This window comes from Pseudomonas fragi, assembly GCF_002269505.1.
Taxonomy (GTDB): Bacteria; Pseudomonadota; Gammaproteobacteria; order Pseudomonadales; family Pseudomonadaceae; genus Aquipseudomonas; species Aquipseudomonas fragi_D.
In genome coordinates this window covers 482,676-502,234 of record NZ_NQKQ01000001.1, presented here as the reverse complement: position 1 = coordinate 502,234, position 19,559 = coordinate 482,676, and the positions used below count along the sequence as shown (strand labels likewise).

Genomic DNA, 19,559 nt, shown 5'->3' with positions numbered 1-19,559 from the left:
TTGTGTGCGATTTAAGTGTCGTGTCAGGCAGGTTTTTCTGTGGGAGCGGGCTTGCTCGCGATGGTATCCACACGGTGCATCTGACTCGCCGCGTGACCGTTATCACGAGCAAGCCCGCTGCCAACGCAGAGATGCGTTAACCGTTCACCTCCACCGTCCCGATAAAATTCGCCAGTTCCGGGGTTTTCGGATTGGCGAACAGCTCTTTTGGATCGCCCACCTCATGCACCTTGCCCTGGTGCATGAACACCAGTTTGTCGCCAACCTCACGGGCAAAACGCATCTCGTGGGTGACCATGATCAGCGTCATGCCTTCACGGGCCAGCTGGCGCACCACGCTGAGTACTTCATTGACCAGCTCCGGGTCGAGGGCCGAGGTGATTTCGTCACACAACAGCACCTTGGGTGACATGGCCAGCGCCCGGGCAATCGCCACACGCTGCTGCTGCCCGCCCGACAGGCGCTCGGGGAAGGCGTCGAACTTGTCGCCCAGACCCACCCGTTCCAGCATTTGGCGCGCCAGCTCGGCGGCCTTGGCTTTGGGTACTTTTTGCACCACTTGCGGGGCCAGCATGACGTTTTCGCCCACGCTCAAGTGCGGGAACAGATTGAACTGCTGAAACACCATGCCGACCTTCTGGCGCAGACTGCGCAAGTCGGCCCGGGCGGCGTCCAGGTATTCGTCATCGACCTCAATCACCCCGTCGTTGATGGATTCCAGCCCGTTCAGGGTTCTGAGCAAAGTGCTCTTGCCCGAGCCGCTGCGGCCAATGATCGCGACCACCTGGCCCTGTTCAACCGTCAGGTCGATGCCTTTGAGCACGTGGTGGTCGCCGTAGTATTTATGCAGGGCGGTAACTCTAAGCAGAGGCATGCAGTCTCCTTTCCAGATAGCGCGCACTGAGCGACAGGGGGTAGCACAAGAGGAAGTAACCCAGAGCCACCAGGCCATAGACCATGAAAGGCTCGAAGGTGGCATTGGCCAGCATGCTGCCGGTCTTGGTCAGTTCGGTGAAACCGATGATGGAGGTCACGGCAGTACCTTTGATGACCTGCACCGAAAAGCCTACGGTTGGCGCAATGGCGACCCGTAAGGCTTGCGGCAGGATCACGTAGCGCAATTGCTCCAGCGGGCTGAGTGCCAGGCTGGCCGAGGCCTCCCATTGGCCGTGGGCAATCGACTCGACGCAGCCGCGCCAGATCTCGGCCAGGTAGGCACTGGTGAACAAAGTCAGGGCCAGGGCCGCGGCCATCCACGGTGAAATATCGATGCCCAGCAGGGCAATGCCAAAAAAGATCAAAAACAGCTGCATCAGCAAAGGCGTGCCCTGGAACAGCTCTATATACCCGCGCGCCAGAGTGCGGGCGAAGCGGCTTTTGGAGATGCGCATCAGCAACACCAGTAAGCCGATCAGGCCCCCGCCGATAAACGCCACAAGCGACAGGGCGACTGTCCACTGTAAACCCGCCAACAAGTTGCGCACGATGTCCCAGAACGTGAAATCCATCAGCGACTCCTGCTCAGATAGTGGCGGCCGAACCAGTTGAGTAACTGACGGATCAACAAGGCCATGCACAGGTAAATCAGGGTGGTCAGGACGTAGGTTTCGAAGCTGCGAAAGTTGCGCGATTGAATGAAGTTGGCAAAAAAGCTCAGCTCCTCAGTGGCTATTTGCGAGCAGACCGCCGAGCCGAGCATCACAATGATGATCTGGCTGCTTAACGCTGGCCAAACTTTGGCCAGCGCTGGTTGCAGGACGACATAGCGAAACGCCTCGAATCGACTCATGGCCAGTGCAGATGCGGCTTCCAGCTGGCCTTTGGGGATCGCCTGAATGCCTGCGCGAATAATTTCCGTGGAATAGGCGCCCAGGTTGATCACCATCGCCAGCACCGCGGCCTGCCACTCGCTGATATGCACACCCAGGCCCGGTAAGCCGAAAAAGATAAAAAACAGCTGCACCAGAAACGGCGTGTTGCGGATCAGTTCGACATACAGCCCGAACAGCGCAGCGAAAGGTCGAATATTCCACGCCCGGACCACGGCGCCGACAATCCCCAGGCTGACCCCGAGTACTGTGCCTATGGCTGTCAGTTCAAGGGTAAACAAGGCGCCGCGTAATAACAGGTCGCTGTTTTGCAGCACCGGTAAAAAGTCGAACTGATAAGCCATGATTGACCCCGTCGCAAAGTGTCAGAGGTCAGCGGGCAGCGGCTCTTTAAGCCACTGCAGTGCGTTTTTTTCCAGACTGCCGTCAGCCTTGGCCGTGGCCAGAATCTGGTTCACCTTATCCAGCAACTCGGGCTGGCCCTTGTTGACGCCCACGTAGACCGGCGAATCCTTGAGCTTGAGTTTCATTGCCGGGATGCGCTTGGGGTTGCGCTCGCTGATAGTGACCATCACCACGTTGCCGCTGGCGATCAGGTCCACCTGGCCTGCCAGATATGCTGCGATGGTCGAGTTGTTGTCTTCGAAACGTTTGATGGTCACGCCGGCTGGCGCCACGTTGGTCAGTTCGATGTCTTCGATGGCGCCGCGGGTGACGCTGATGGTTTTACCCTTGAGGTCGTCCAGCGTTTTGATCTGGGCGTCCGGCGGGCCAAATACGCCCAGGTAGAACGGCGCGTAAGCGTGGGAAAAATCGATGACTTTTTCACGGTCCGGATTTTTGCCCAAGCTGGAAATCACCACATCGACTTTGCCGGTGGTTAGATAGGGAACACGGTTGGTGCTGTTCACGGGCGTCAGTTCAAGTTTGACCTTGAGCTGATCGGCCAGCAATTTGGCGGTGTCGATATCCAGTCCGCGAGGTTGCATGTCCGGGCCGACCGAGCCGAAGGGCGGAAAATCCTGGGGGACTGCGACTTTGAGCGTGCCGCGGGCGATCACCTCATCGAGGTCATTGGCCTGAGCCGGGGCCTGGCTCAGCATCAGGCTGGCGAACAAGGCGCAAATCAAGGCGCTGTAACGCTGGGTCATGGCAATTCTCCGGGAAGGGACGCGCGGTGGTGTGCGCCGTTGAGCCAGAGCACAGGCCATGCCAACAGGGCTTTTATGTCCGCCAAGGCTGATTTCAGAAGGCTTTGCGCGGTCTGACTGGTCTGAACAGTGCCTCGGTTTTTTGCACCTCAATCGGGCGTTGTGACCAGGGCTTGAACCGGCTTGGGGCGTGACTTGCCGAGCGTTGGCAATAGCTTTACAACTACGGCTTTCCTGAGCCGATCAAGCCGAATTGTGATGAATTCAAGCGCACGGGCTGTACCCGAAGTGGCTTTGCTGGCCATTCGTAAATTGATCGTTGAAAACGGCTTTGCACCCGGCGATGCCTTGCCGTCGCAGCGCGAACTGGCCGTGCAACTGGGTGTCAGCCGGGCATCGCTGCGCGAGGCGTTGTCTTCGCTCAGTGCCCTGGGCGTCATCAGTGTGCAGCCGGGCAAAGGTGTGTATGTGCAAGCCGCGGATGAGCCAGCGCTGATGGCCCCGGCAACCGACTGGCCCTTTGCCGCCCAAGCCTGCCCGCAGGATATTTTCCAGCTGCGTTACGTACTGGAAGGTTTCGCTGCGGGGCTGGCGGCGGTGCGCCTGACCCGCGACGAACTGGATGTGTTGCAGGACAATGTCGAGGTAATGCGAAACGAGTTACGCGTCGGGGATTTCGAGCGCGCTGCGCAACTGGACTTCGAGTTTCATCAGTTGATCCTGCGCGCCAGTGGCAATCAGGCAATGGCCAATATGCTGATCACCCGAGGCGATATCTTCCTGGAAAGCCAGAAGCTGCCGTTCATCCGCCCGGAACGTGCCATGGAAACCTGGCAGGAACACCGCAAAATCCTCCGGGCCCTGGCCCGCCACGCCAGCGGCTCGGCACAAAAGGCCATGAATGAGCACATTCGCCAGGCGGCCTCACGAACCGGAATTGTCTTCGTTACCCCCGACGGCTCCTGAAACGGGCGATATCTGTACTCATGCACCACTATAGTGAGAGTCAATCGTCCCTCACCTTCCTGAACGCGATGATGACAGCTATGATGTGCTACGTTTTTGCTTACAACCACGGAGACTTCCATGAGCAGCGATCTTATTAAACACGTCACCGACGCTAGCTTTGAGGCCGATGTTCTCAAGGCTGAAGGCGCTGTACTGGTCGACTACTGGGCTGAATGGTGTGGCCCTTGCAAAATGATCGCGCCGGTTCTGGACGAGATCGCAGAGACTTACAAAGGCAAGCTGACTGTTGCCAAGCTGAACATTGATGAAAACCAGGAAACCCCGGCCAAGCACGGCGTACGTGGTATTCCTACGCTGATGCTGTTCAAGAACGGCAACGTTGAAGCCACCAAGGTCGGTGCGCTGTCGAAGTCGCAGTTGGCTGCATTCCTCGACGCCAATATCTAAGCGTCGATAAAAGCCCCGCTAAATGCGGGGCTTTTTCATGGCTCAAGGACTAGACGCTATGAAACTCAAGTGGTACATTCGGCCCCGCAGTGGTTTCTCCACTGCCCCCTGCAAGCCGTCGCCGACGCACTCCTTATCGAATTAGTACGCGATCCTGTCGCCTTCTCTGCGGCGCGGCCTCATTAAGCCAAAAGCTTAATTTCCCTCCCCATAAATGATTACGTCATTCCTATATGAACCTGACTGAACTCAAGCAAAAGCCGATTACCGAACTGCTCGAATTGGCCGAACAGATGGGCATAGAAAATATGGCCCGTTCGCGCAAGCAGGACGTGATTTTCTCCCTGCTCAAAAAGCACGCGAAAAGCGGCGAGGAAATCTCCGGTGATGGCGTGCTGGAGATTCTCCAGGACGGCTTCGGCTTCCTGCGCTCCGCTGACGCTTCTTACCTGGCCGGCCCGGACGATATCTACGTCTCGCCTAGCCAGATTCGACGCTTCAACTTGCGCACAGGCGACACCATCGTCGGTAAAATCCGCCCGCCAAAAGAAGGCGAGCGTTACTTCGCACTGCTGAAAGTCGATACGATCAACTACGATCGTCCCGAGAACGCGAAAAACAAGATTCTCTTCGAGAACTTGACTCCGCTGTTCCCGACTGTGCGCATGAAGATGGAAATCGGTAACGGTTCCACCGAAGATCTGACCGGTCGTGTAATCGACCTCTGCGCTCCGATCGGTAAAGGTCAGCGCGGTCTGATCGTTGCTCCGCCAAAAGCGGGCAAGACCATCATGCTGCAGAACATTGCGTCGAACATTTCGCGTAACAACCCTGAAGTGCACTTGATCGTTCTGCTGATCGACGAGCGCCCGGAAGAAGTAACCGAAATGCAGCGTACCGTGCGCGGCGAAGTGGTTGCCTCCACCTTCGACGAGCCACCAACCCGCCACGTGCAGGTTGCCGAAATGGTGATCGAGAAGGCCAAGCGCCTGGTCGAGCACAAAAAAGACGTGGTGATCCTGCTCGACTCCATCACACGTCTGGCCCGTGCTTACAACACCGTTATCCCGAGCTCCGGCAAGGTGCTGACCGGTGGTGTCGATGCTCACGCCCTTGAGAAGCCAAAGCGTTTCTTCGGTGCTGCGCGTAACATCGAAGAAGGCGGCTCGCTGACCATCATCGCTACCGCGCTGGTTGAAACCGGCTCGAAGATGGATGAAGTGATCTACGAAGAGTTCAAAGGCACCGGCAACATGGAACTGCCTCTGGACCGCAAGATTGCTGAAAAACGCGTCTTCCCTGCGATCAACATCAACCGCTCCGGCACCCGCCGTGAAGAGTTGCTGACTGCAGACGACGAGTTGCAACGCATGTGGATCCTGCGCAAGCTGTTGCACCCGATGGACGAAGTTGCTGCCATCGAGTTCCTGGTCGACAAGTTGAAACAGACCAAGACCAACGATGAGTTCTTCCTGTCGATGAAACGCAAGTAACACGGTTTCTCGTACAAAAATAAGGCGCCCCGCGAGGGCGCCTTTTTTTTGCCAAAAATAAAAGGAAGGTTTGTGTTTAACTTCGGTCAATAAAAATAATGTATCGATGGGTTTTGAACGTATATGACTTCTCTTGTTTATCGCAGGGACATTGATGGCCTGCGAGCTGTTGCCGTAATTGCCGTGGTGTTGTTCCATTTTGGAGTGCCGGGTTTTTCAGGCGGGTTCGTTGGCGTTGATGTGTTCTTCGTCATTTCCGGTTATTTGATTACTTCAATCATCTGGCGTCAGCGTGAAGCTTCGCGTTTCAGCTTTGTCGAGTTTTGGGCGCGCCGCGCACGGCGGATTTTGCCAGCCTTGTTCGTGATGATGGCTGCGGTGCTGGCAGTGGGCTGGTTCCTGATGGCGCCCAAGGACTACGAAGAGTTGGGGCGCTCGGTGCATTACCAGGTGATGTTCGTTTCCAACCTGCTGTTTATGCGCCAGGAAGGTTACTTTGACGCTGCCAGCGACCTGAAACCCTTGCTTCACACCTGGTCGCTGGCAGTTGAAGAGCAGTTCTATTTTGTCTTTCCGTTGCTCCTGACTCTGCTCTGCAGCCGGTTCAAACACTGGCGACTGGCTTTGTTCAGCCTGTTGCTGGTGTCGTTTGGGCTCAGCGTCTGGGCTGTGGCCCAGCATCCTGAAAAAGCGTTTTTCCTGTTGCCGATGCGGGCATGGGAACTACTGGCCGGTGCCATGCTGGCAGTTGCTCCGGCTCGCCAGACGCGTCTGACCCCGGGTGCTGCGCAAGGCATCAGCCTGTTGGGCATGGGCCTGATTCTTGTCGCCGTGTTTGGCTATGACAACAGCACACCGTTCCCGGGCGCCGCTGCATTGCTACCCGTGCTCGGCGTAGTGGCCCTGATCTGGGCCAATGAGCATCAGAGCACCTGGGTCGGGCGTGTGTTGAGTTCGCGACTAATGGTCGGGCTCGGGCTGATTTCCTATTCCTGGTATTTGTGGCACTGGCCGGTTTTCGTGTTCGGCAGTTATGCCGGCGCGGATGAGTTTGGCCCGGTGCTGACAGGCGGGTTGATTGCGCTGACGCTGATCCTTGGTTATCTGTCCTGGCGCTTTGTCGAAACACCGTTTCGTGAGCGTCGAATATTGGCTGGCCGTCGTCAGATTCTCGTCGCGGCGGGCTTGGGCATTCTGGTATTGGGTCTGGCCGGCCAGGCGCTGCGCTGGACCGATGGCCTGCCGTCGCGCTTGTCCGAACAGGCATTGCAATACGCTCGGGCCAGTGAATGGGCGCCAGAGCTGATGGCCTGCATCACCGATGACAAAAGCCCGGCCGACACGCCGTTCTGCCGTTACGGCCAGTCGCCCGCCGCGCCGGCTCAACTGCTGGTGTGGGGCGACAGCCACGCCACGGCCCTGATCCCGGCACTGGAAGACAGCGCCCGCCAGCATGGCGTCAATGTGCTGTTGGCCAGTTCAGCCGGTTGCCTGCCACTTGAGGGGCTGGAGCACGGTAAGCGGTGCGCCGACTACAACCGTCGTGTCGAGCGCACACTGGCGACCGAGCCCGTGCGCGACATCCTGCTGGTGGCCCGCTGGAGCCTGTACTTGTATGGCGATGCCAAGGGCGATCACGGGCATGCGTTGCGCGATAGCAATGGCCACTATGATCGCGGGGTTGCCGAGCAGCGGCTGGCCGACGGCTTGCGGGCTCGTGTCGAACAATTGCGCAAAGCCGGATACCGCGTATGGCTGATGAAAGAGGCACCGTTGCAACCGTTCAATCCACCCTATCGCCTGAGCCGCCTGGCGATGCTGCACCAGCCCACGGCAGGGGTCGGGATGCCGGTCGAAGATCATCTCAGGCAAAAGGCCTTTATCAACCGGCTATTTGCCGATATCGCCGCAGCTGATCAAGATGTGCGGGTGCTGGATCCGACTCCGCAGCTGTGTGATGCCTCGGGATTGTGTCGGGCCGAACAGGGCGGGTACTCGTTGTACACCGATGACAATCACTTGTCGCAAATGGGCGCAAAGTTGGTTCTTCCCGTGCTGACGCCACTGTTTGAGGACGTGGTGGCTCAAGGTCAGGCCATGCCGGGCGAGGCCAATACCGCCCGCTGAGCAGCGATAAGCTGCCAGCGGCCGGCATAGCAGGTAGGATGTACGCCTATTTTAGGGGTGCCACCGTCAATGAAATTCAAGGATCTTCGGGATTTCGTGCAGCAGCTAGAGCAGCGCGGAGAATTGAAACGCATCCAGATTCCCGTTTCTCCAGTCCTGGAGATGACCGAAATCTGCGACCGCACGCTGCGTGCCAAAGGCCCGGCTTTGCTGTTCGAAAACCCGACTGGCCACACGATCCCGGTGCTCGGCAACTTGTTCGGCACGCCAGAGCGCGTGGCAATGGGCATGGGCGCCGAGTCTGTCAGTGAGTTGCGTGAAATCGGCAAGCTGCTGGCGTTCCTCAAGGAGCCCGAGCCGCCTAAAGGTCTGAAAGACGCGTGGTCCAAGCTGCCGATCTTCCGCAAGATCATTGCCATGGCGCCGAAAGTCGTCAAAGACGCGGTGTGCCAGGAAGTGGTCATTGAGGGTGATGACGTCGACCTCGCTATGTTACCGGTACAGCATTGCTGGCCGGGCGATGTGGCGCCCCTGATCACCTGGGGTCTGACCGTGACCAAAGGTCCTAACAAGGACCGTCAGAACCTCGGTATTTATCGTCAGCAGGTGATTGGCCGCAACAAGGTCATCATGCGCTGGTTGAGCCATCGCGGCGGTGCGCTGGATTACCGCGACTGGTGCGAAAAACACCCCGGCCAGCCATTCCCGGTATCCGTGGCCCTGGGCGCAGACCCGGCGACCATTCTCGGCGCCGTGACGCCTGTGCCCGACAGCCTGTCCGAGTACGCCTTTGCCGGCCTGTTGCGTGGCAATCGCACCGAACTGGTGAAGTGCCGCGGCAACGACCTGCAAGTGCCTGCCACGGCAGAAATCATCCTCGAAGGTGTGATCCACCCCGGCGAGATGGCCCCCGAAGGCCCGTACGGCGACCACACCGGTTATTACAACGAAGTGGACAGCTTCCCGGTGTTTACCGTCGAGCGCATCACCCATCGGGTCAAACCGATCTATCACAGCACCTACACTGGCCGTCCGCCGGATGAGCCGGCGATTTTGGGGGTGGCGTTAAACGAGGTGTTTGTACCGATCCTGCAAAAGCAGTTCCCGGAAATCACCGACTTCTACCTGCCGCCCGAAGGCTGCTCGTACCGCATGGCCATCGTGACCATGAAAAAGCAGTACCCGGGGCATGCCAAGCGCGTAATGCTGGGTGTGTGGTCGTTTTTGCGCCAGTTCATGTACACAAAATTCGTTATTGTCACCGACGATGACATCAATGCCCGCGACTGGAACGACGTGATCTGGGCCATTACCACGCGCATGGACCCCAAGCGCGACACGGTAATGATCGACAACACGCCAATCGACTATCTCGACTTTGCCTCACCGGTTTCCGGCCTGGGTTCGAAGATGGGCCTGGATGCAACCAACAAATGGCCGGGTGAAACCACCCGTGAATGGGGCCGGGTTATCGTCAAGGATGAGGCGGTCACTCGCCGGGTCGATGACATCTGGAATCAATTAGGAATAGATTGATGCGTGTAACCTTGCAGCCTTCAGGTGCGGTACTGGAAACCTTGCCTGGCGAGCGAATTCTGGATGCGGCGCAGCGTCTTGGCTATGAATGCCCGCAGAGCTGTCGCAATGGGAATTGCCACGTGTGTGCGGCCTTGCTGGTTGAAGGCCAGGTAGAGCAGGCGGGTGATGTACGTGATCATGGCGAGTTCTATACCTGCCTGGCGGCCCCGCTTGAAGACTGTGTGGTGTTGTGGGATGGCGTGCTTGCGTTGGGAGAATTACCGGTGCGTAGCCTGGCGTGTCAGTTGACCGAATGTGTCGATATGGGTGGCGATGTGTGGCGGGTGCGCTTGCGTGCGCCTGCGGGCAAGCCGCCGCGTTATCACGCTGGTCAATACGTGATGCTGGAGCGTGAAAACGGTGACAAGTCGGCATTCTCGCTGGCCAGTGCACCACACTCGGGGCGCGACCTTGAGTTGCACGTGCTGGTGCGTGAAGACAGCGCCCGCAACCTGATCGAGCAATTGCAGCGCAACAGGATGGTTCGCCTGGAACTGCCGTTCGGTGACACGCACTTGTCCGAGCTGCCGGACGGGCCGCTGGTGCTGATCGCTGCGGGTACCGGCATGGCACAAATGCACAGCCTGATCGAGCATTGCCGGGCCAAGGGCTTCAAACACCCGGTGCATCTGTACTGGGGCGTGCGTCGTCCGGAAGACTTCTACACCCTGGACGAGTGGGCTGAATGGGAGAAAACCCCCAACCTGTTCCTGCACAAGGTAGTGAGTGATTTGTGTGGCTGGGAAGGGCGCTGCGGGATGCTGCATGAAGCTGTGTGCGAAGACATCAGCGATCTGGCCAGTGTGCATGTATATGCCAGCGGCTCGCCGGCGATGATCTACGGCACCCTCGACGCGCTGGTGGCGGCCGGTATGGATGCGCACCAGATGCGCGCCGATGTGTTCGCCTATTGCCCACGGGGTTGAGCATATCGCAACACATCGTAGTCGCTGCCGAGGTGAGAAGGCTGCGAGCTCTTGATCTTTAAAAGCTCGCAGCCTTCGTGCCTCGGCAGCGACTACAGGATCTCTGCCCTTAAAACCGCAGGCCAGTGGTGATCATGGCGGCATTGAAGCCGAGCAACACCAGTTCGACGGCTGCCGGACCGTAGTAGGCGCCGACTGAAGGAATGATCACCGGGGCTACGCCGAAGCGGTTGAGAGGGATCTTGTCCTGATATTCGCCGTGATAGCCTTCCAGCAGGCCGCCTGTGAGCTTCAAATACACAGGGTAGGTATCGCTATCAAAGCGCTTGCCGGCGTAGGCGTAATACGAACGCTGGCGGAATGAGTTGCGAAAGGTCGCGGCGCCAAATAACCAGTTTGACGCGTCATGGCGCTCAATGCCGATCAGATCCTGATTATTGTTGTGCTCAGGGTCTGGCGAAAAGTGCCGTGTATAGACGCTGGTTTGCAAATACCAGAAGCCGTCGTCTTTTTGCTGCGTGCCATCTTGTGCCGATGCTGAACTGGCATACGCCATTATCAGCAGGAAGCAAATCCCAATGTTTCTCATCTAACAACCTCGTTGGGTGTGCGCCTGCGGCCGGCAACTATAAAGGGATGGCTTGAACATTCCCTGAACAGGGCGCAATTAAGTGTAGTTGCAATCATCAAATCACCGAGCCATACGTCTTACCTCACGGGCTATAGGGTATTGGGTGCTATAAGATTAATATCGTTATTTTTGTTTACTGCATGTAATGCCTGTAGGGCCCAATGCCACCTGCGATGACAACTCGTGAACCTGCCTGCCTGAATCTGGATTATCCGCCGCGACTCGATCTCGGAGCACCGTTGACCCCGGAGCAATTGCTCTACTCCATGCACAGCACCATGGCGCGCCATCAAGGCGGGCCGGTGTGGCTATTTGCTTATGGCTCATTGATCTGGCGCCCCGAGTGCACGGCGGTCGAGCGTGTGCGCGGTCGGGTGCATGGCTACCATCGCGGACTGTATCTGTGGTCCCACGAGCATCGTGGCACGCCGCAATGGCCGGGGCTGGTATTTGGCCTGGACCGGGGTGGCTCGTGCAGCGGCTTTGCTTACCGCTTACCGGAAGAGAATCTAGATGCTTCCCTTCACGCGCTGTGGCTGCGGGAAATGCCGGTGCCCTCGTATCGGCCGCACTGGCTCACCTGTCGACTGGAAGATGGTACCCAGGTACAAGCTTTGGGGTTTGTGCTGGAGCGGCATTTGCCCAGCTATGCGGGCAACCTGCCGGATGGCGTATTGAGCCAGGTACTGGCCAACGCCAGCGGGCGTTACGGCACCACTCGCGATTATGTTGAGCAGACCGTAAGCGCCCTGCGCAGCCACGCCATGCCGGATCGCAATCTGGAGGCGCGGCTCAAGCGCTGTGGCTCGTTCAACTCGCTGAGCTAGAGATCGAACTGGCCGTTGAATCGGAGCCATCCCACGACAGGGCCGGAGCCTGTGAACTGAGATATCGGGCAACACATCAATAGTATTTCCCCTTTTGCGCCCTTGTCGGCGCGGGGGGGAAGGCGATGAATCATCGGAGCGGTCTAGTCGTCATGCTGATGGCGTCTGTTGCGCAGGCGCAGGAGCCAGCGCTCGACATCAGCAGTGCAACTTGTCTGAAATTGAACCGGGAAATCACCTGGCACACAGGTCGTGGCGTCGACTTGCCTCTGGTTGAGCTGAGGTTGTTCGTGCAAACCCGCTATCGATTGATCGAGGGCTTTGAAGCGGGGCAGTATCCTCTCGATTTGTTAGCAACAGCCTTGTACGAACTGGCGCGGGACACCGTGAAGGTGGTTGGAGCCTGCCGACGCAAGCCCAGCCGCAACTTTGTCGAGATGTTGCCCGAGAGTGTCCAGACGCTATTGAAGCCGAGGGGCAGTTGAGCCAGCAGGCTACGGCTTTGCCGGGATTGGCCGATAAAGGTGGAAGGCCCGGGTATGCTTGCCCGCCAAACTGAAATAAAGGAGCGAACTGTGAAAGCGTGGATCATGTTGATGCTGGCCCTGTCCCTACCGTTGGCGGCGGTCGGGGAGGAGGCGCAGGAAGGCGGCGACAAGGTCAGCTATATCAGCCTGAGCCCGCCATTTGTAGGTAACTACGGCCTGGACGGCAGCGCCAGGCTCAAAGTGTACAAGGCTGATATTTCCTTGCGCGTGACGGGGGCCGATGCGGCCAAGGCGGTTAAAACCAATGACGCCTTGATCCGCAATCAACTGGTGGGGCTGTTTACCCAGCAGACCAGCGAGACGCTGGGCAGCGTCGAGGCCAAGGAAAAACTGCGCCAGGAAGCCTTGAAACAAATCCAGCAGGTCATGACAGCCGAAACCGGCAAGCCGATGGTGGACGATCTGCTGTTCAACAACTTGATTGTTCAGTAAAGGCAAAGCCCCTTACCCCAACCCTCTCCCTCCGGGAGAGGGCTAGGGTGAGGGGCTCTACGTTACGACGCCAGACTCTTGCGAAACCGCGCCAGGGCAATGGCGAAGAACACCAGGCCGATGCCGGCCAGGGCCAGCAAGTCCGGCCACACTACGCTCACCCCCGCACCACGGAACAGTATCGCCGCGCTCAGGCTTACAAAGTGGGTCGACGGCGAGCACTGCATCACCCATTGCAGCCACACGGGCATGCTGTCCAGCGGCGTGCTGCCTCCCGAGAGCAAGAGCATCGGGATGATCACCGGGATGGCCAGCAAACCGAACTGCGGTGTTGAACGCGCCAGGGTCGCAAGGAATATCCCCAGTGCGGTACTGGCAAACAGATACAGCGCGGTGACCAGCAAGAACAGCGGCAGCGACCCGGCCAGTGGTACGCCCAGCGCCCATTTCACGATGACTTCCAGCGACACCCAGGTGCACAGCACCACCACCAGCATGTTGCTCCAGATTTTTGCCAGCATGATTTCCAGCGCTGTCAGCGGCAGTACCAGCAGATGGTCGAGCGTGCCGTGTTCGCGCTCGCGCAACAACGCGGTGCCCGTCAGCACAATGGCCAGAATGGTGATGTTGTTGACGATCTGGATCACCGCCAAAAACCATCCGCCTTCCAGATTGGCGTTGAACAATGCGCGACTGGAGATCAGCGCCGGGGCTTTCGCAGCTGCGTCACCCTGGCCGGCATAGTTAAGCAGTTCGCGCTGGAAAATCTGCCCGATGTAGCCCGCCCCCATAAAGGCCTGACTCATCGCGGTGGCATCGACGTTGACCTGCAGGCCAGGTTCGCGACCTGCCAGCAAGTCGGCCTGGAAGTTGGCCGGCACATTGATCACAAAGGTGTACTGGCCGTTATCCATCGCCTGATCAAGCTGGTCATAAGGCAAGGCTTGCGGGGTTTTGAACTCGGGGGGCAGCAGCGACTCGCTGAGTTTGCGTGACAGGGGGCTGTGGTCTTCATCAATGATGGCAACGCTGGCGTTGTGCACGCCGATGATCGAGCTCGACGCCGGCATATAAATCGCCACCGTAAAGGCATAGAGCAAAAACAGCAGCAGCACGCTGTCATGGCGCAGGCTGGTGAGTTCTTTAAGGCCAAGGCGCAGGATGTGCGAGAGCTTGTGCATCAAACCTCCTGCTTCTTGAGCATGATCAGGCTAAGCCCGGTAAACGCGACAAAAAAGCCGAACAGCGCCAGGCATTGCGGCCACAACTGGCGCAGGTCGAGCGCTTTGGTGAAGGTGCCCACTGCGATATCGAGGAAATGCCCGGCCGGGAACAGCATGCCCATCACCGCCGACGCACCCTCCAGCGAGGAGCGCGGCACCAGCAACCCGGAAAACTGAATGGTCGGCAGGCTGGTGATGATCATGGTGCCCAGGATGGCGGCGATCTGGGTGCGGGTGAAGGCGGAAATCAGCAGGCCCATGCTGGTGGTCGACAGCACATACAACAGCCCGCCCAGCGCCAGGGTCAAGCCGCTGCCCTTGAACGGTACGCCAAATAGCCAGCGGTTCATGGCCACCAGTAACGCCAGGTTGACCAGGCTTACCGCCAGATACGGTGCCTGTTTGCCCAGCAGGAATTCGAGACGTGTCAGGGGTGTGGCGTAAAAGTTGGTGATGGAGCCCAGCTCTTTTTCACGCACGATGCCCAGCGCGGTCAGCATGGCCGGGATAAACGCCAGGATCAGCGCCATGACACCCGGGCCGATGGCATTGACGCTGATGACATCCTGGTTGTAGCGAAAACGGGTTTCCAGCTTGACTGCGGCCTGTCTGTTTTGTGCCTGACTGCTCAAGGTGGCCAATTGTTCCAGGTTGGCCTGATGCACGGCCTGCACATAGCTGCGGCTGGTTTCCGCGCGAAACGGCATGCCGCCATCGAGCCACGCGGCAACCGTAGGCTGGCGCCCGGCATACAAATCTCGGCCAAACCCCGGGGGAATTTCCAGGGCGATTTTTATTTCCGAGCGTTGCAGGCGTTTGTGCAGCTCATCCGCACTGCGGATCGGCGTGTGTTCTTCAAAATAGCGGGAGCCGCGGAATGCCTCGAGATAGGCGCGGCTTTGCGGGCTCTGGTCCTGGTCGTAGACCGCGAAGGCGAGGTTTTCCACGTCCAGCGAAATGCCGTAGCCAAAAATCACCATCATGAACAGCGCGCCCAGCAAGGCAAAGGCCATGCGTACCTTGTCGCGCAGTAACTCTTTGGATTCGCGACTGGCCACGGCAATCAGCCGGGTCAGGCTGAAGCCCCTTTTGCTGACCGGTGGCGGCGTATTGACCGCAGGCGTGGCGACGGGCTCCGGAGCAGAGGCGGCGCTAGCGTCCTGATCGTTCTGGGCCTGCTCCAGGCAGGTGACAAACGCTGCTTCCAGGGTGTCACCGTGGAATTGCTGTTGCAGCGCATCGGGTGTGTCGCAGGCCAGTACTTTGCCTGCGTGCATCAACGAAATACGGTCGCAGCGCTGGGCTTCATTCATAAAGTGGGTGGACAGAAAGATGGTCACCCCCTGTTCGCGAGACAGTTCGATCAGCAGGCGCCAGAAGTCATCGCGGGCAGCCGGGTCGACGCCCGAAGTTGGCTCGTCGAGGATCAATACTTCCGGGCGATGCAGTACGGCCACCGCTAGCGACAAGCGCTGGCGCAGGCCCAGTGGCAATTCGCCGGACTGCTGTGTCGCCACCTCACCCAGGTCGAAGCGCTCGATCAACTCTTCGATTCGCGGCCCGCTTTCGGCCTTGGGCAAGTCGAACAGTTGCGCGTGCAGCACCAGGTTCTGGCGCACGCTCAACTCGCCGTACAGCGAGAAACTTTGCGACATGAAACCCACCCGTTTTCGGGTGGCCAGGTCCTTGGCATTCACCGGGTTGCCAAGCAGCTTGGCGCTGCCTTCGGTGGCAGGCATCAGCCCGGTGAGGACTTTCATGGTGGTGGTTTTGCCGCAGCCGTTGGAGCCCAAAAAGCCGAAAATCTCGCCTCGGCCAATGGCAAAGCTGACTTTGTTTACCGCGGTAAAGTCGCCGAACCTGAGCGTCAGGTCGTGGGCTTCAATGGCGATATCACTGTTGTCGCTGGTGCGCGGCGGAATCACCAGTGGCTCGCTGCTGTGGCCGCTGTCACCTTGATAGTGGGTGAAGGCCTCGTCGAGCTTGCCGGTTGTGGTGACCGCGGCCAGTTCCTGGCTCAGACCGGTGGCAATCAACTTGCCGCGATCAAGCATCAGGCAGTGTTCGAACTGCTCGGCCTCTTCCATGTAGGCCGTCGCCACCAGCAGCGTCAGTTGCGGGCGCTGGCTGCGCACATCCTCCACCAGCTCCCAGAAGCGTCGACGCGACAGCGGGTCAACACCCGTGGTGGGCTCATCGAGGATCAGCAGATCGGGCTCGTGAATCAATGCGCAGCACAACCCGAGCTTTTGTTTCATGCCGCCCGAGAGCTTGCCCGCCGGGCGCTCGGCAAAACGCTCAAGGTCGGTAGCCTTGAGCAGTTCGGCCATGCGTTGCTCGCAGTCGTCTTTCGACAGGCCAAACAGGGTGCCAAAAAAACGGATGTTTTCGCTGATCGACAGTTCCGGGTAAAGGTTGCCACCCAGGCCCTGGGGCATAAACGCGATCAGCGGGTACAGGCTGTTGCGATGCCGGCGGTTATCAATCGGGCCGCCGAGCACCTCAAGGGTGCCCTCCTGGAGCTTCTTGACCCCAGCAATCAGCCCCAGCAGGCTCGACTTTCCCGCGCCATCAGGCCCGATAAGCCCGCAGCGCGTACCCTTGGGCAGGCTGAACGTAATGTCCAGCAGTGCCTGCTGGTTACCGTACCTGTGGCTGATGCCACTGGCGTTTAGCGCCAGATCGCTCATTGCAGATTAGCCGGCCACGGTACATCGGCGGTTCGCACATAACCGGCACCCGGCATGCCTGGTTTGGCCTGTGGTACGGCGTCCGGGTCGGTGAGGCGCAGTTTTACCCGGAACACCAGTTTTTGCCTTTCGTCGCGAGTTTCAACTTCTTTGGGGGTGAACTGGGATTTGGCTGCGACAAAGGTGATTTTGGCTGGCAGCGCCTGGTCTGGCAGGGCGTCGAGCACGATGCGGGCTTCAGAGCCCACGGTCAATTTGCCGACCACAGAAGCGGGCATGTACAGGTTCATGTACTGATCGCTCGGGTCGATCATCATAAATACCCGCCCGCCCGAGCCGAGGACTTCGCCGGGTTCGGCCAGGCGTAGCTGGATCACGCCGTTGATCGGAGCGCGCAGGCTGCTGTCGTCAATTTCGCTGGTCAGCTGTGCGACCTGAGCCTGGGATGAGCCGATTGCGGCCTTGGCGGCGGCGACCTGGGCCTGAGCGGCGACTACTGCGGCGTTGCTGGTGTCGAATCGGGCTTGTTGCTGGTCCAGTTGCTGGCCGCTGGCAAAACCGCGTTTGGCCAGTTGGCGAAAACGCGTGAGTTCCTGGCTGGCCAACAGCTTCTCGCTCTGGCGCAGTTGTACGTTGGCTTCGTTGGCGGCCAGGGTCTGGCGGGCGCGCAGCACTTCGGCTTCGGCTTGCGCGCGGCTGGCCTCCAGGGTGCGGGTGTCCATACGGGCCAGCAATTGGCCTTGAGTTACCCGATCACCTTCATCGACCAGTACTTCGGCCAGGCGCCCGGGTATTTTTGCGGCGATTTGTACTTCCGTGGCTTCGAGCCGACCGTTGCCCATGCTGATGCCTTCGGGTAGGCGGTCGTGCTGGGATTTCCAATAGCCGAACCCGCCTGCTGCGACCAGCAAGACAGCCAAAGGGATAACGAAATAATGGGAAATACGGTGGTTGCTAGACATGCCGACATCCTGTGTCACAGAGCGCTCTAGTTTGACGGTTTCAAGGCAGTTACGACTTGATGCCAGTCAAAGGAAGTTGAGAGCGTAGACGGGAATACAGGATGTTGCTTGTAGTCGCTGCCGAAGGCTGCGAAGGGTTGCGGAGCAACCCGTTTTCTCGACGGCAATGGGATGACGCTATAGCGAATAAGTCATTGCGGTCCAAATCGCAGCCTTCTGCAGCGACTGCAGGCTGCTCTACAACAACCCCATCACCACCGCCCATTGCTCATCGGTCACGGGCATCACCGAGAGGCGGCTGCCTTTTTGCACCAGCGGCATTTCGGCCAGAGCGGTTTGCTGCTTGAGGTAGTCGAGCTTGATCACCCTGGGAAACGTCTGCTCATGGGCGACCTGCAGCGCACTCCACGGGTTTTTTTCGGCACTGGCCTTGGGGTCGAAGTAATGGCTCTCAGGGTCCAGGGCCGTCGGGTCCGGGTAAGCGGCCTCAACGATTCGACCCACTCCGGCAATACCCGGTTCGGGGCAGCTGGAGTGGTAGAAAAAGAACAGGTCACCCACCGCCATGGCGCGCATGAAGTTGCGCGCCTGATAGTTGCGCACGCCGTCCCAGCGAGCTTCGCCGAGCTTCTGCAGATCCTTGATCGAAAATTCGTCAGGCTCGGATTTCATCAGCCAATAAGCCATCTTCTATACTCCAGAAACATGCTGTGATTATTTTGTCCGGCAACATTTTGGTAAACCGACAGTCGGTTGACGTCAGCGTTTGCGTGTGCCTGCGTGTTGCCGCAAAATGCCCGCCTTTTAAGCTTGACGCTGCTGCACGGCCTATAACAAAAACCGTTGCTGTCATCGTGTTGATTTGCCTGAAGGAGGGCAATCGATGAAACGCAAACCGGATTTACTGTGGATGCTGGTTATTTTGTTCGGTTTGGGTGTGGTTACAACGGGCTACGCGCAAAGTCTCTGGTCAAACTCAACAGATGCGCCGATTGAGCTGGCGCAACAGCAAGTACAACCCTTCAAACGCTAAACCCTGAATCAGCAGGCATCGCTTTGTCAGTGATGCCTTGGTTGTCAGTGGGCGACGTACCACTGGCGGTCAGAGACGGTGCCCTGCAAGGGGACATCCCAACTGGCCTGGTCCAGACTCGCGACTTTCTGGCATTCGTGGGCCAGCCCCAATAATGTCGGCTTGCGCCAGCTTTGGCGTCTTGCCTGATAGGCCAGGCTGCGGTCATAAAAGCCGCCGCCCATGCCCAGCCTTCCTCCCGTAGCATCAAACCCCACCAGTGGTAACAGCACCAGGTCCAGTGCCCAGACCTTGCGTTGGCGTGCGCGATTGATGCGTGGTTCAAGAATGCGAAAACGGTTGGGAATCAGCTTTTCGCCGGGGGCGACTCGCTGGAAGACCATTTTGGTTTTCGGCCAGGCGCTAAGGACTGGCAGGTAGGTGATCTTGCCCCGGCGCTGAGCTTCGCGCAGCAGCAGGCGCGGATCGATTTCACCGTCAGTGGGCAGGTACAGCGAGATGTGTTTGGCGCGGCGAAACAGCGGGTGTTGCGCCAGTTGCCGGTACAGGCCTCGGGCGGCCTGGCGTTGCTCGCAAGGCGACAGGTCGCGGCGGGCTTTACGCAGCATTCGGCGAAGTTGCGGGCGGGAAGGCGTCGCAGGTTCGTTCATATGGCGTGCTGTTCAGGATCGAGGCACCGGGTGGTGGCTCGTT

General features: G+C 58.8%; 20 protein-coding genes. 10 read left to right on the top strand and 10 right to left on the bottom strand.

What is annotated here, in order from left to right:
* Positions 1–136 precede the first annotated feature (136 nt).
* From CJU81_RS02220 to CJU81_RS02205, 4 genes are read right to left on the bottom strand one after another with little or no spacing between them, the layout of a single operon-like run.
* Complete coding sequence (locus CJU81_RS02220; protein ID WP_095035325.1) at positions 137–874, bottom strand: amino acid ABC transporter ATP-binding protein; 738 nt, start codon at positions 872–874, stop codon at positions 137–139.
* Positions 861–1,511 carry an amino acid ABC transporter permease gene (locus CJU81_RS02215; protein ID WP_176464603.1) on the bottom strand — a complete coding sequence of 217 codons (651 nt, stop codon included), beginning with the start codon at positions 1,509–1,511 and terminating at the stop codon, positions 861–863. The genes CJU81_RS02220 and CJU81_RS02215 overlap by 14 nt, the downstream gene beginning before the upstream one ends.
* Complete coding sequence (locus CJU81_RS02210) at positions 1,508–2,173, bottom strand: amino acid ABC transporter permease (RefSeq protein WP_095035324.1); 666 nt, start codon at positions 2,171–2,173, stop codon at positions 1,508–1,510. The genes CJU81_RS02215 and CJU81_RS02210 overlap by 4 nt, the downstream gene beginning before the upstream one ends.
* A 21-nt stretch (positions 2,174–2,194) precedes the next feature.
* On the bottom strand, positions 2,195–2,980 hold the full coding sequence (locus tag CJU81_RS02205) for a transporter substrate-binding domain-containing protein (RefSeq protein ID WP_095027876.1): 786 nt from the start codon (positions 2,978–2,980) through the stop codon (positions 2,195–2,197).
* 258 nt (positions 2,981–3,238) lie between these two features.
* Here CJU81_RS02205 and CJU81_RS02200 point away from each other — a divergent pair, with 258 nt between their 5' ends.
* The 6 genes from CJU81_RS02200 to CJU81_RS02175 all read left to right on the top strand — a co-directional run bounded on the left by CJU81_RS02200 (position 3,239) and on the right by CJU81_RS02175 (position 10,520).
* Positions 3,239–3,946: a FadR/GntR family transcriptional regulator gene (locus tag CJU81_RS02200; protein WP_095035323.1), complete on the top strand. Its 708-nt coding sequence runs from the start codon at positions 3,239–3,241 to the stop codon at positions 3,944–3,946.
* Positions 3,947–4,066: 120 nt separating this feature from the next.
* Positions 4,067–4,396, top strand: a complete 330-nt coding sequence (gene trxA / locus CJU81_RS02195) for a thioredoxin TrxA (RefSeq protein WP_016783018.1) — start codon at positions 4,067–4,069, stop codon at positions 4,394–4,396.
* A gap of 233 nt (positions 4,397–4,629) precedes the next feature.
* Positions 4,630–5,889 (top strand): transcription termination factor Rho, encoded by a 1,260-nt coding sequence (gene rho, locus CJU81_RS02190; protein WP_016783019.1) that lies wholly within the window; start codon positions 4,630–4,632, stop codon positions 5,887–5,889.
* Positions 5,890–6,012: 123 nt separating this feature from the next.
* Positions 6,013–8,016: an acyltransferase family protein gene (locus CJU81_RS02185; protein ID WP_095035322.1), complete on the top strand. Its 2,004-nt coding sequence runs from the start codon at positions 6,013–6,015 to the stop codon at positions 8,014–8,016.
* A 69-nt stretch (positions 8,017–8,085) separates the two neighbouring features.
* Positions 8,086–9,552 (top strand): 4-hydroxy-3-polyprenylbenzoate decarboxylase, encoded by a 1,467-nt coding sequence (gene ubiD / locus CJU81_RS02180; RefSeq protein ID WP_029611671.1) that lies wholly within the window; start codon positions 8,086–8,088, stop codon positions 9,550–9,552.
* A complete protein-coding gene (locus CJU81_RS02175; RefSeq protein WP_095035321.1) occupies positions 9,552–10,520 on the top strand; it encodes a CDP-6-deoxy-delta-3,4-glucoseen reductase in 969 nt (322 codons plus the stop codon). The genes ubiD and CJU81_RS02175 overlap by 1 nt, the downstream gene beginning before the upstream one ends.
* A gap of 109 nt (positions 10,521–10,629) precedes the next feature.
* Here the strand turns inward: CJU81_RS02175 and CJU81_RS02170 are convergent, their stop codons facing one another.
* Entirely contained in the window at positions 10,630–11,109 is a 480-nt protein-coding gene (locus tag CJU81_RS02170; RefSeq protein WP_176464779.1) for a sn-glycerol-3-phosphate transporter, read from the bottom strand.
* A gap of 215 nt (positions 11,110–11,324) precedes the next feature.
* Here CJU81_RS02170 and CJU81_RS02165 point away from each other — a divergent pair, with 215 nt between their 5' ends.
* The 3 genes from CJU81_RS02165 to CJU81_RS02155 all read left to right on the top strand — a co-directional run bounded on the left by CJU81_RS02165 (position 11,325) and on the right by CJU81_RS02155 (position 12,958).
* A complete protein-coding gene (locus CJU81_RS02165; RefSeq protein ID WP_095035320.1) occupies positions 11,325–11,978 on the top strand; it encodes a gamma-glutamylcyclotransferase in 654 nt (217 codons plus the stop codon).
* 125 nt (positions 11,979–12,103) lie between these two features.
* Entirely contained in the window at positions 12,104–12,463 is a 360-nt protein-coding gene (locus tag CJU81_RS02160) for a hypothetical protein (protein ID WP_095035319.1), read from the top strand.
* A gap of 90 nt (positions 12,464–12,553) precedes the next feature.
* Positions 12,554–12,958 carry a flagellar basal body-associated protein FliL gene (locus CJU81_RS02155; protein WP_095035318.1) on the top strand — a complete coding sequence of 135 codons (405 nt, stop codon included), beginning with the start codon at positions 12,554–12,556 and terminating at the stop codon, positions 12,956–12,958.
* A gap of 62 nt (positions 12,959–13,020) precedes the next feature.
* On the opposite strand, the gene CJU81_RS02150 is transcribed toward CJU81_RS02155, so the two are convergent.
* From CJU81_RS02150 to CJU81_RS02135, 4 genes are all read right to left on the bottom strand, one after another.
* Positions 13,021–14,139 carry an ABC transporter permease gene (locus tag CJU81_RS02150; protein ID WP_095035317.1) on the bottom strand — a complete coding sequence of 373 codons (1,119 nt, stop codon included), beginning with the start codon at positions 14,137–14,139 and terminating at the stop codon, positions 13,021–13,023.
* Complete coding sequence (gene rbbA, locus CJU81_RS02145; protein ID WP_095035316.1) at positions 14,139–16,871, bottom strand: ribosome-associated ATPase/putative transporter RbbA; 2,733 nt, start codon at positions 16,869–16,871, stop codon at positions 14,139–14,141. Before rbbA ends, CJU81_RS02150 begins: the two co-directional genes overlap by 1 nt.
* Positions 16,868–17,833 carry an HlyD family secretion protein gene (locus tag CJU81_RS02140; protein WP_095035315.1) on the bottom strand — a complete coding sequence of 322 codons (966 nt, stop codon included), beginning with the start codon at positions 17,831–17,833 and terminating at the stop codon, positions 16,868–16,870. Before CJU81_RS02140 ends, rbbA begins: the two co-directional genes overlap by 4 nt.
* Before the next feature lie 237 nt (positions 17,834–18,070).
* The gene (locus CJU81_RS02135) at positions 18,071–18,520 is read right to left on the bottom strand and encodes an EVE domain-containing protein (RefSeq protein WP_086799396.1); all 450 of its coding nucleotides are present in this window, start codon (positions 18,518–18,520) and stop codon (positions 18,071–18,073) included.
* Between the two features lie 196 nt (positions 18,521–18,716).
* Between CJU81_RS02135 and CJU81_RS24000 the strand changes: the two genes are divergently transcribed.
* The gene (locus tag CJU81_RS24000; protein WP_095000712.1) at positions 18,717–18,866 is read left to right on the top strand and encodes a hypothetical protein; all 150 of its coding nucleotides are present in this window, start codon (positions 18,717–18,719) and stop codon (positions 18,864–18,866) included.
* 44 nt (positions 18,867–18,910) lie between these two features.
* On the opposite strand, the gene CJU81_RS02125 is transcribed toward CJU81_RS24000, so the two are convergent.
* On the bottom strand, positions 18,911–19,516 hold the full coding sequence (locus CJU81_RS02125; RefSeq protein ID WP_095035314.1) for a 5-formyltetrahydrofolate cyclo-ligase: 606 nt from the start codon (positions 19,514–19,516) through the stop codon (positions 18,911–18,913).
* Between the last annotated feature and the right edge of the window lie 43 nt (positions 19,517–19,559).

Excerpts from the sequence above, each read along its gene's own strand:
- CJU81_RS02220 (WP_095035325.1), bottom strand. The coding sequence starts at position 874 with ATGCCTCTGCTTAGAGTTACCGCCCTGCATAAATACTACGGCGACCAC.
- CJU81_RS02210 (WP_095035324.1), bottom strand. The coding sequence starts at position 2,173 with ATGGCTTATCAGTTCGACTTTTTACCGGTGCTGCAAAACAGCGACCTG.
- CJU81_RS02205 (WP_095027876.1), bottom strand. The coding sequence starts at position 2,980 with ATGACCCAGCGTTACAGCGCCTTGATTTGCGCCTTGTTCGCCAGCCTG.
- CJU81_RS02200 (WP_095035323.1), top strand. The coding sequence starts at position 3,239 with ATGAATTCAAGCGCACGGGCTGTACCCGAAGTGGCTTTGCTGGCCATT.
- trxA (WP_016783018.1), top strand. The coding sequence starts at position 4,067 with ATGAGCAGCGATCTTATTAAACACGTCACCGACGCTAGCTTTGAGGCC.
- rho (WP_016783019.1), top strand. The coding sequence starts at position 4,630 with ATGAACCTGACTGAACTCAAGCAAAAGCCGATTACCGAACTGCTCGAA.
- CJU81_RS02185 (WP_095035322.1), top strand. The coding sequence starts at position 6,013 with ATGACTTCTCTTGTTTATCGCAGGGACATTGATGGCCTGCGAGCTGTT.
- ubiD (WP_029611671.1), top strand. The coding sequence starts at position 8,086 with ATGAAATTCAAGGATCTTCGGGATTTCGTGCAGCAGCTAGAGCAGCGC.
- CJU81_RS02175 (WP_095035321.1), top strand. The coding sequence starts at position 9,552 with ATGCGTGTAACCTTGCAGCCTTCAGGTGCGGTACTGGAAACCTTGCCT.
- CJU81_RS02170 (WP_176464779.1), bottom strand. The coding sequence starts at position 11,109 with ATGAGAAACATTGGGATTTGCTTCCTGCTGATAATGGCGTATGCCAGT.
- CJU81_RS02165 (WP_095035320.1), top strand. The coding sequence starts at position 11,325 with ATGACAACTCGTGAACCTGCCTGCCTGAATCTGGATTATCCGCCGCGA.
- CJU81_RS02160 (WP_095035319.1), top strand. The coding sequence starts at position 12,104 with ATGAATCATCGGAGCGGTCTAGTCGTCATGCTGATGGCGTCTGTTGCG.
- CJU81_RS02150 (WP_095035317.1), bottom strand. The coding sequence starts at position 14,139 with ATGCACAAGCTCTCGCACATCCTGCGCCTTGGCCTTAAAGAACTCACC.
- rbbA (WP_095035316.1), bottom strand. The coding sequence starts at position 16,871 with ATGAGCGATCTGGCGCTAAACGCCAGTGGCATCAGCCACAGGTACGGT.
- CJU81_RS02140 (WP_095035315.1), bottom strand. The coding sequence starts at position 17,833 with ATGTCTAGCAACCACCGTATTTCCCATTATTTCGTTATCCCTTTGGCT.
- CJU81_RS02135 (WP_086799396.1), bottom strand. The coding sequence starts at position 18,520 with ATGGCTTATTGGCTGATGAAATCCGAGCCTGACGAATTTTCGATCAAG.
- CJU81_RS24000 (WP_095000712.1), top strand. The coding sequence starts at position 18,717 with ATGAAACGCAAACCGGATTTACTGTGGATGCTGGTTATTTTGTTCGGT.
- CJU81_RS02125 (WP_095035314.1), bottom strand. The coding sequence starts at position 19,516 with ATGAACGAACCTGCGACGCCTTCCCGCCCGCAACTTCGCCGAATGCTG.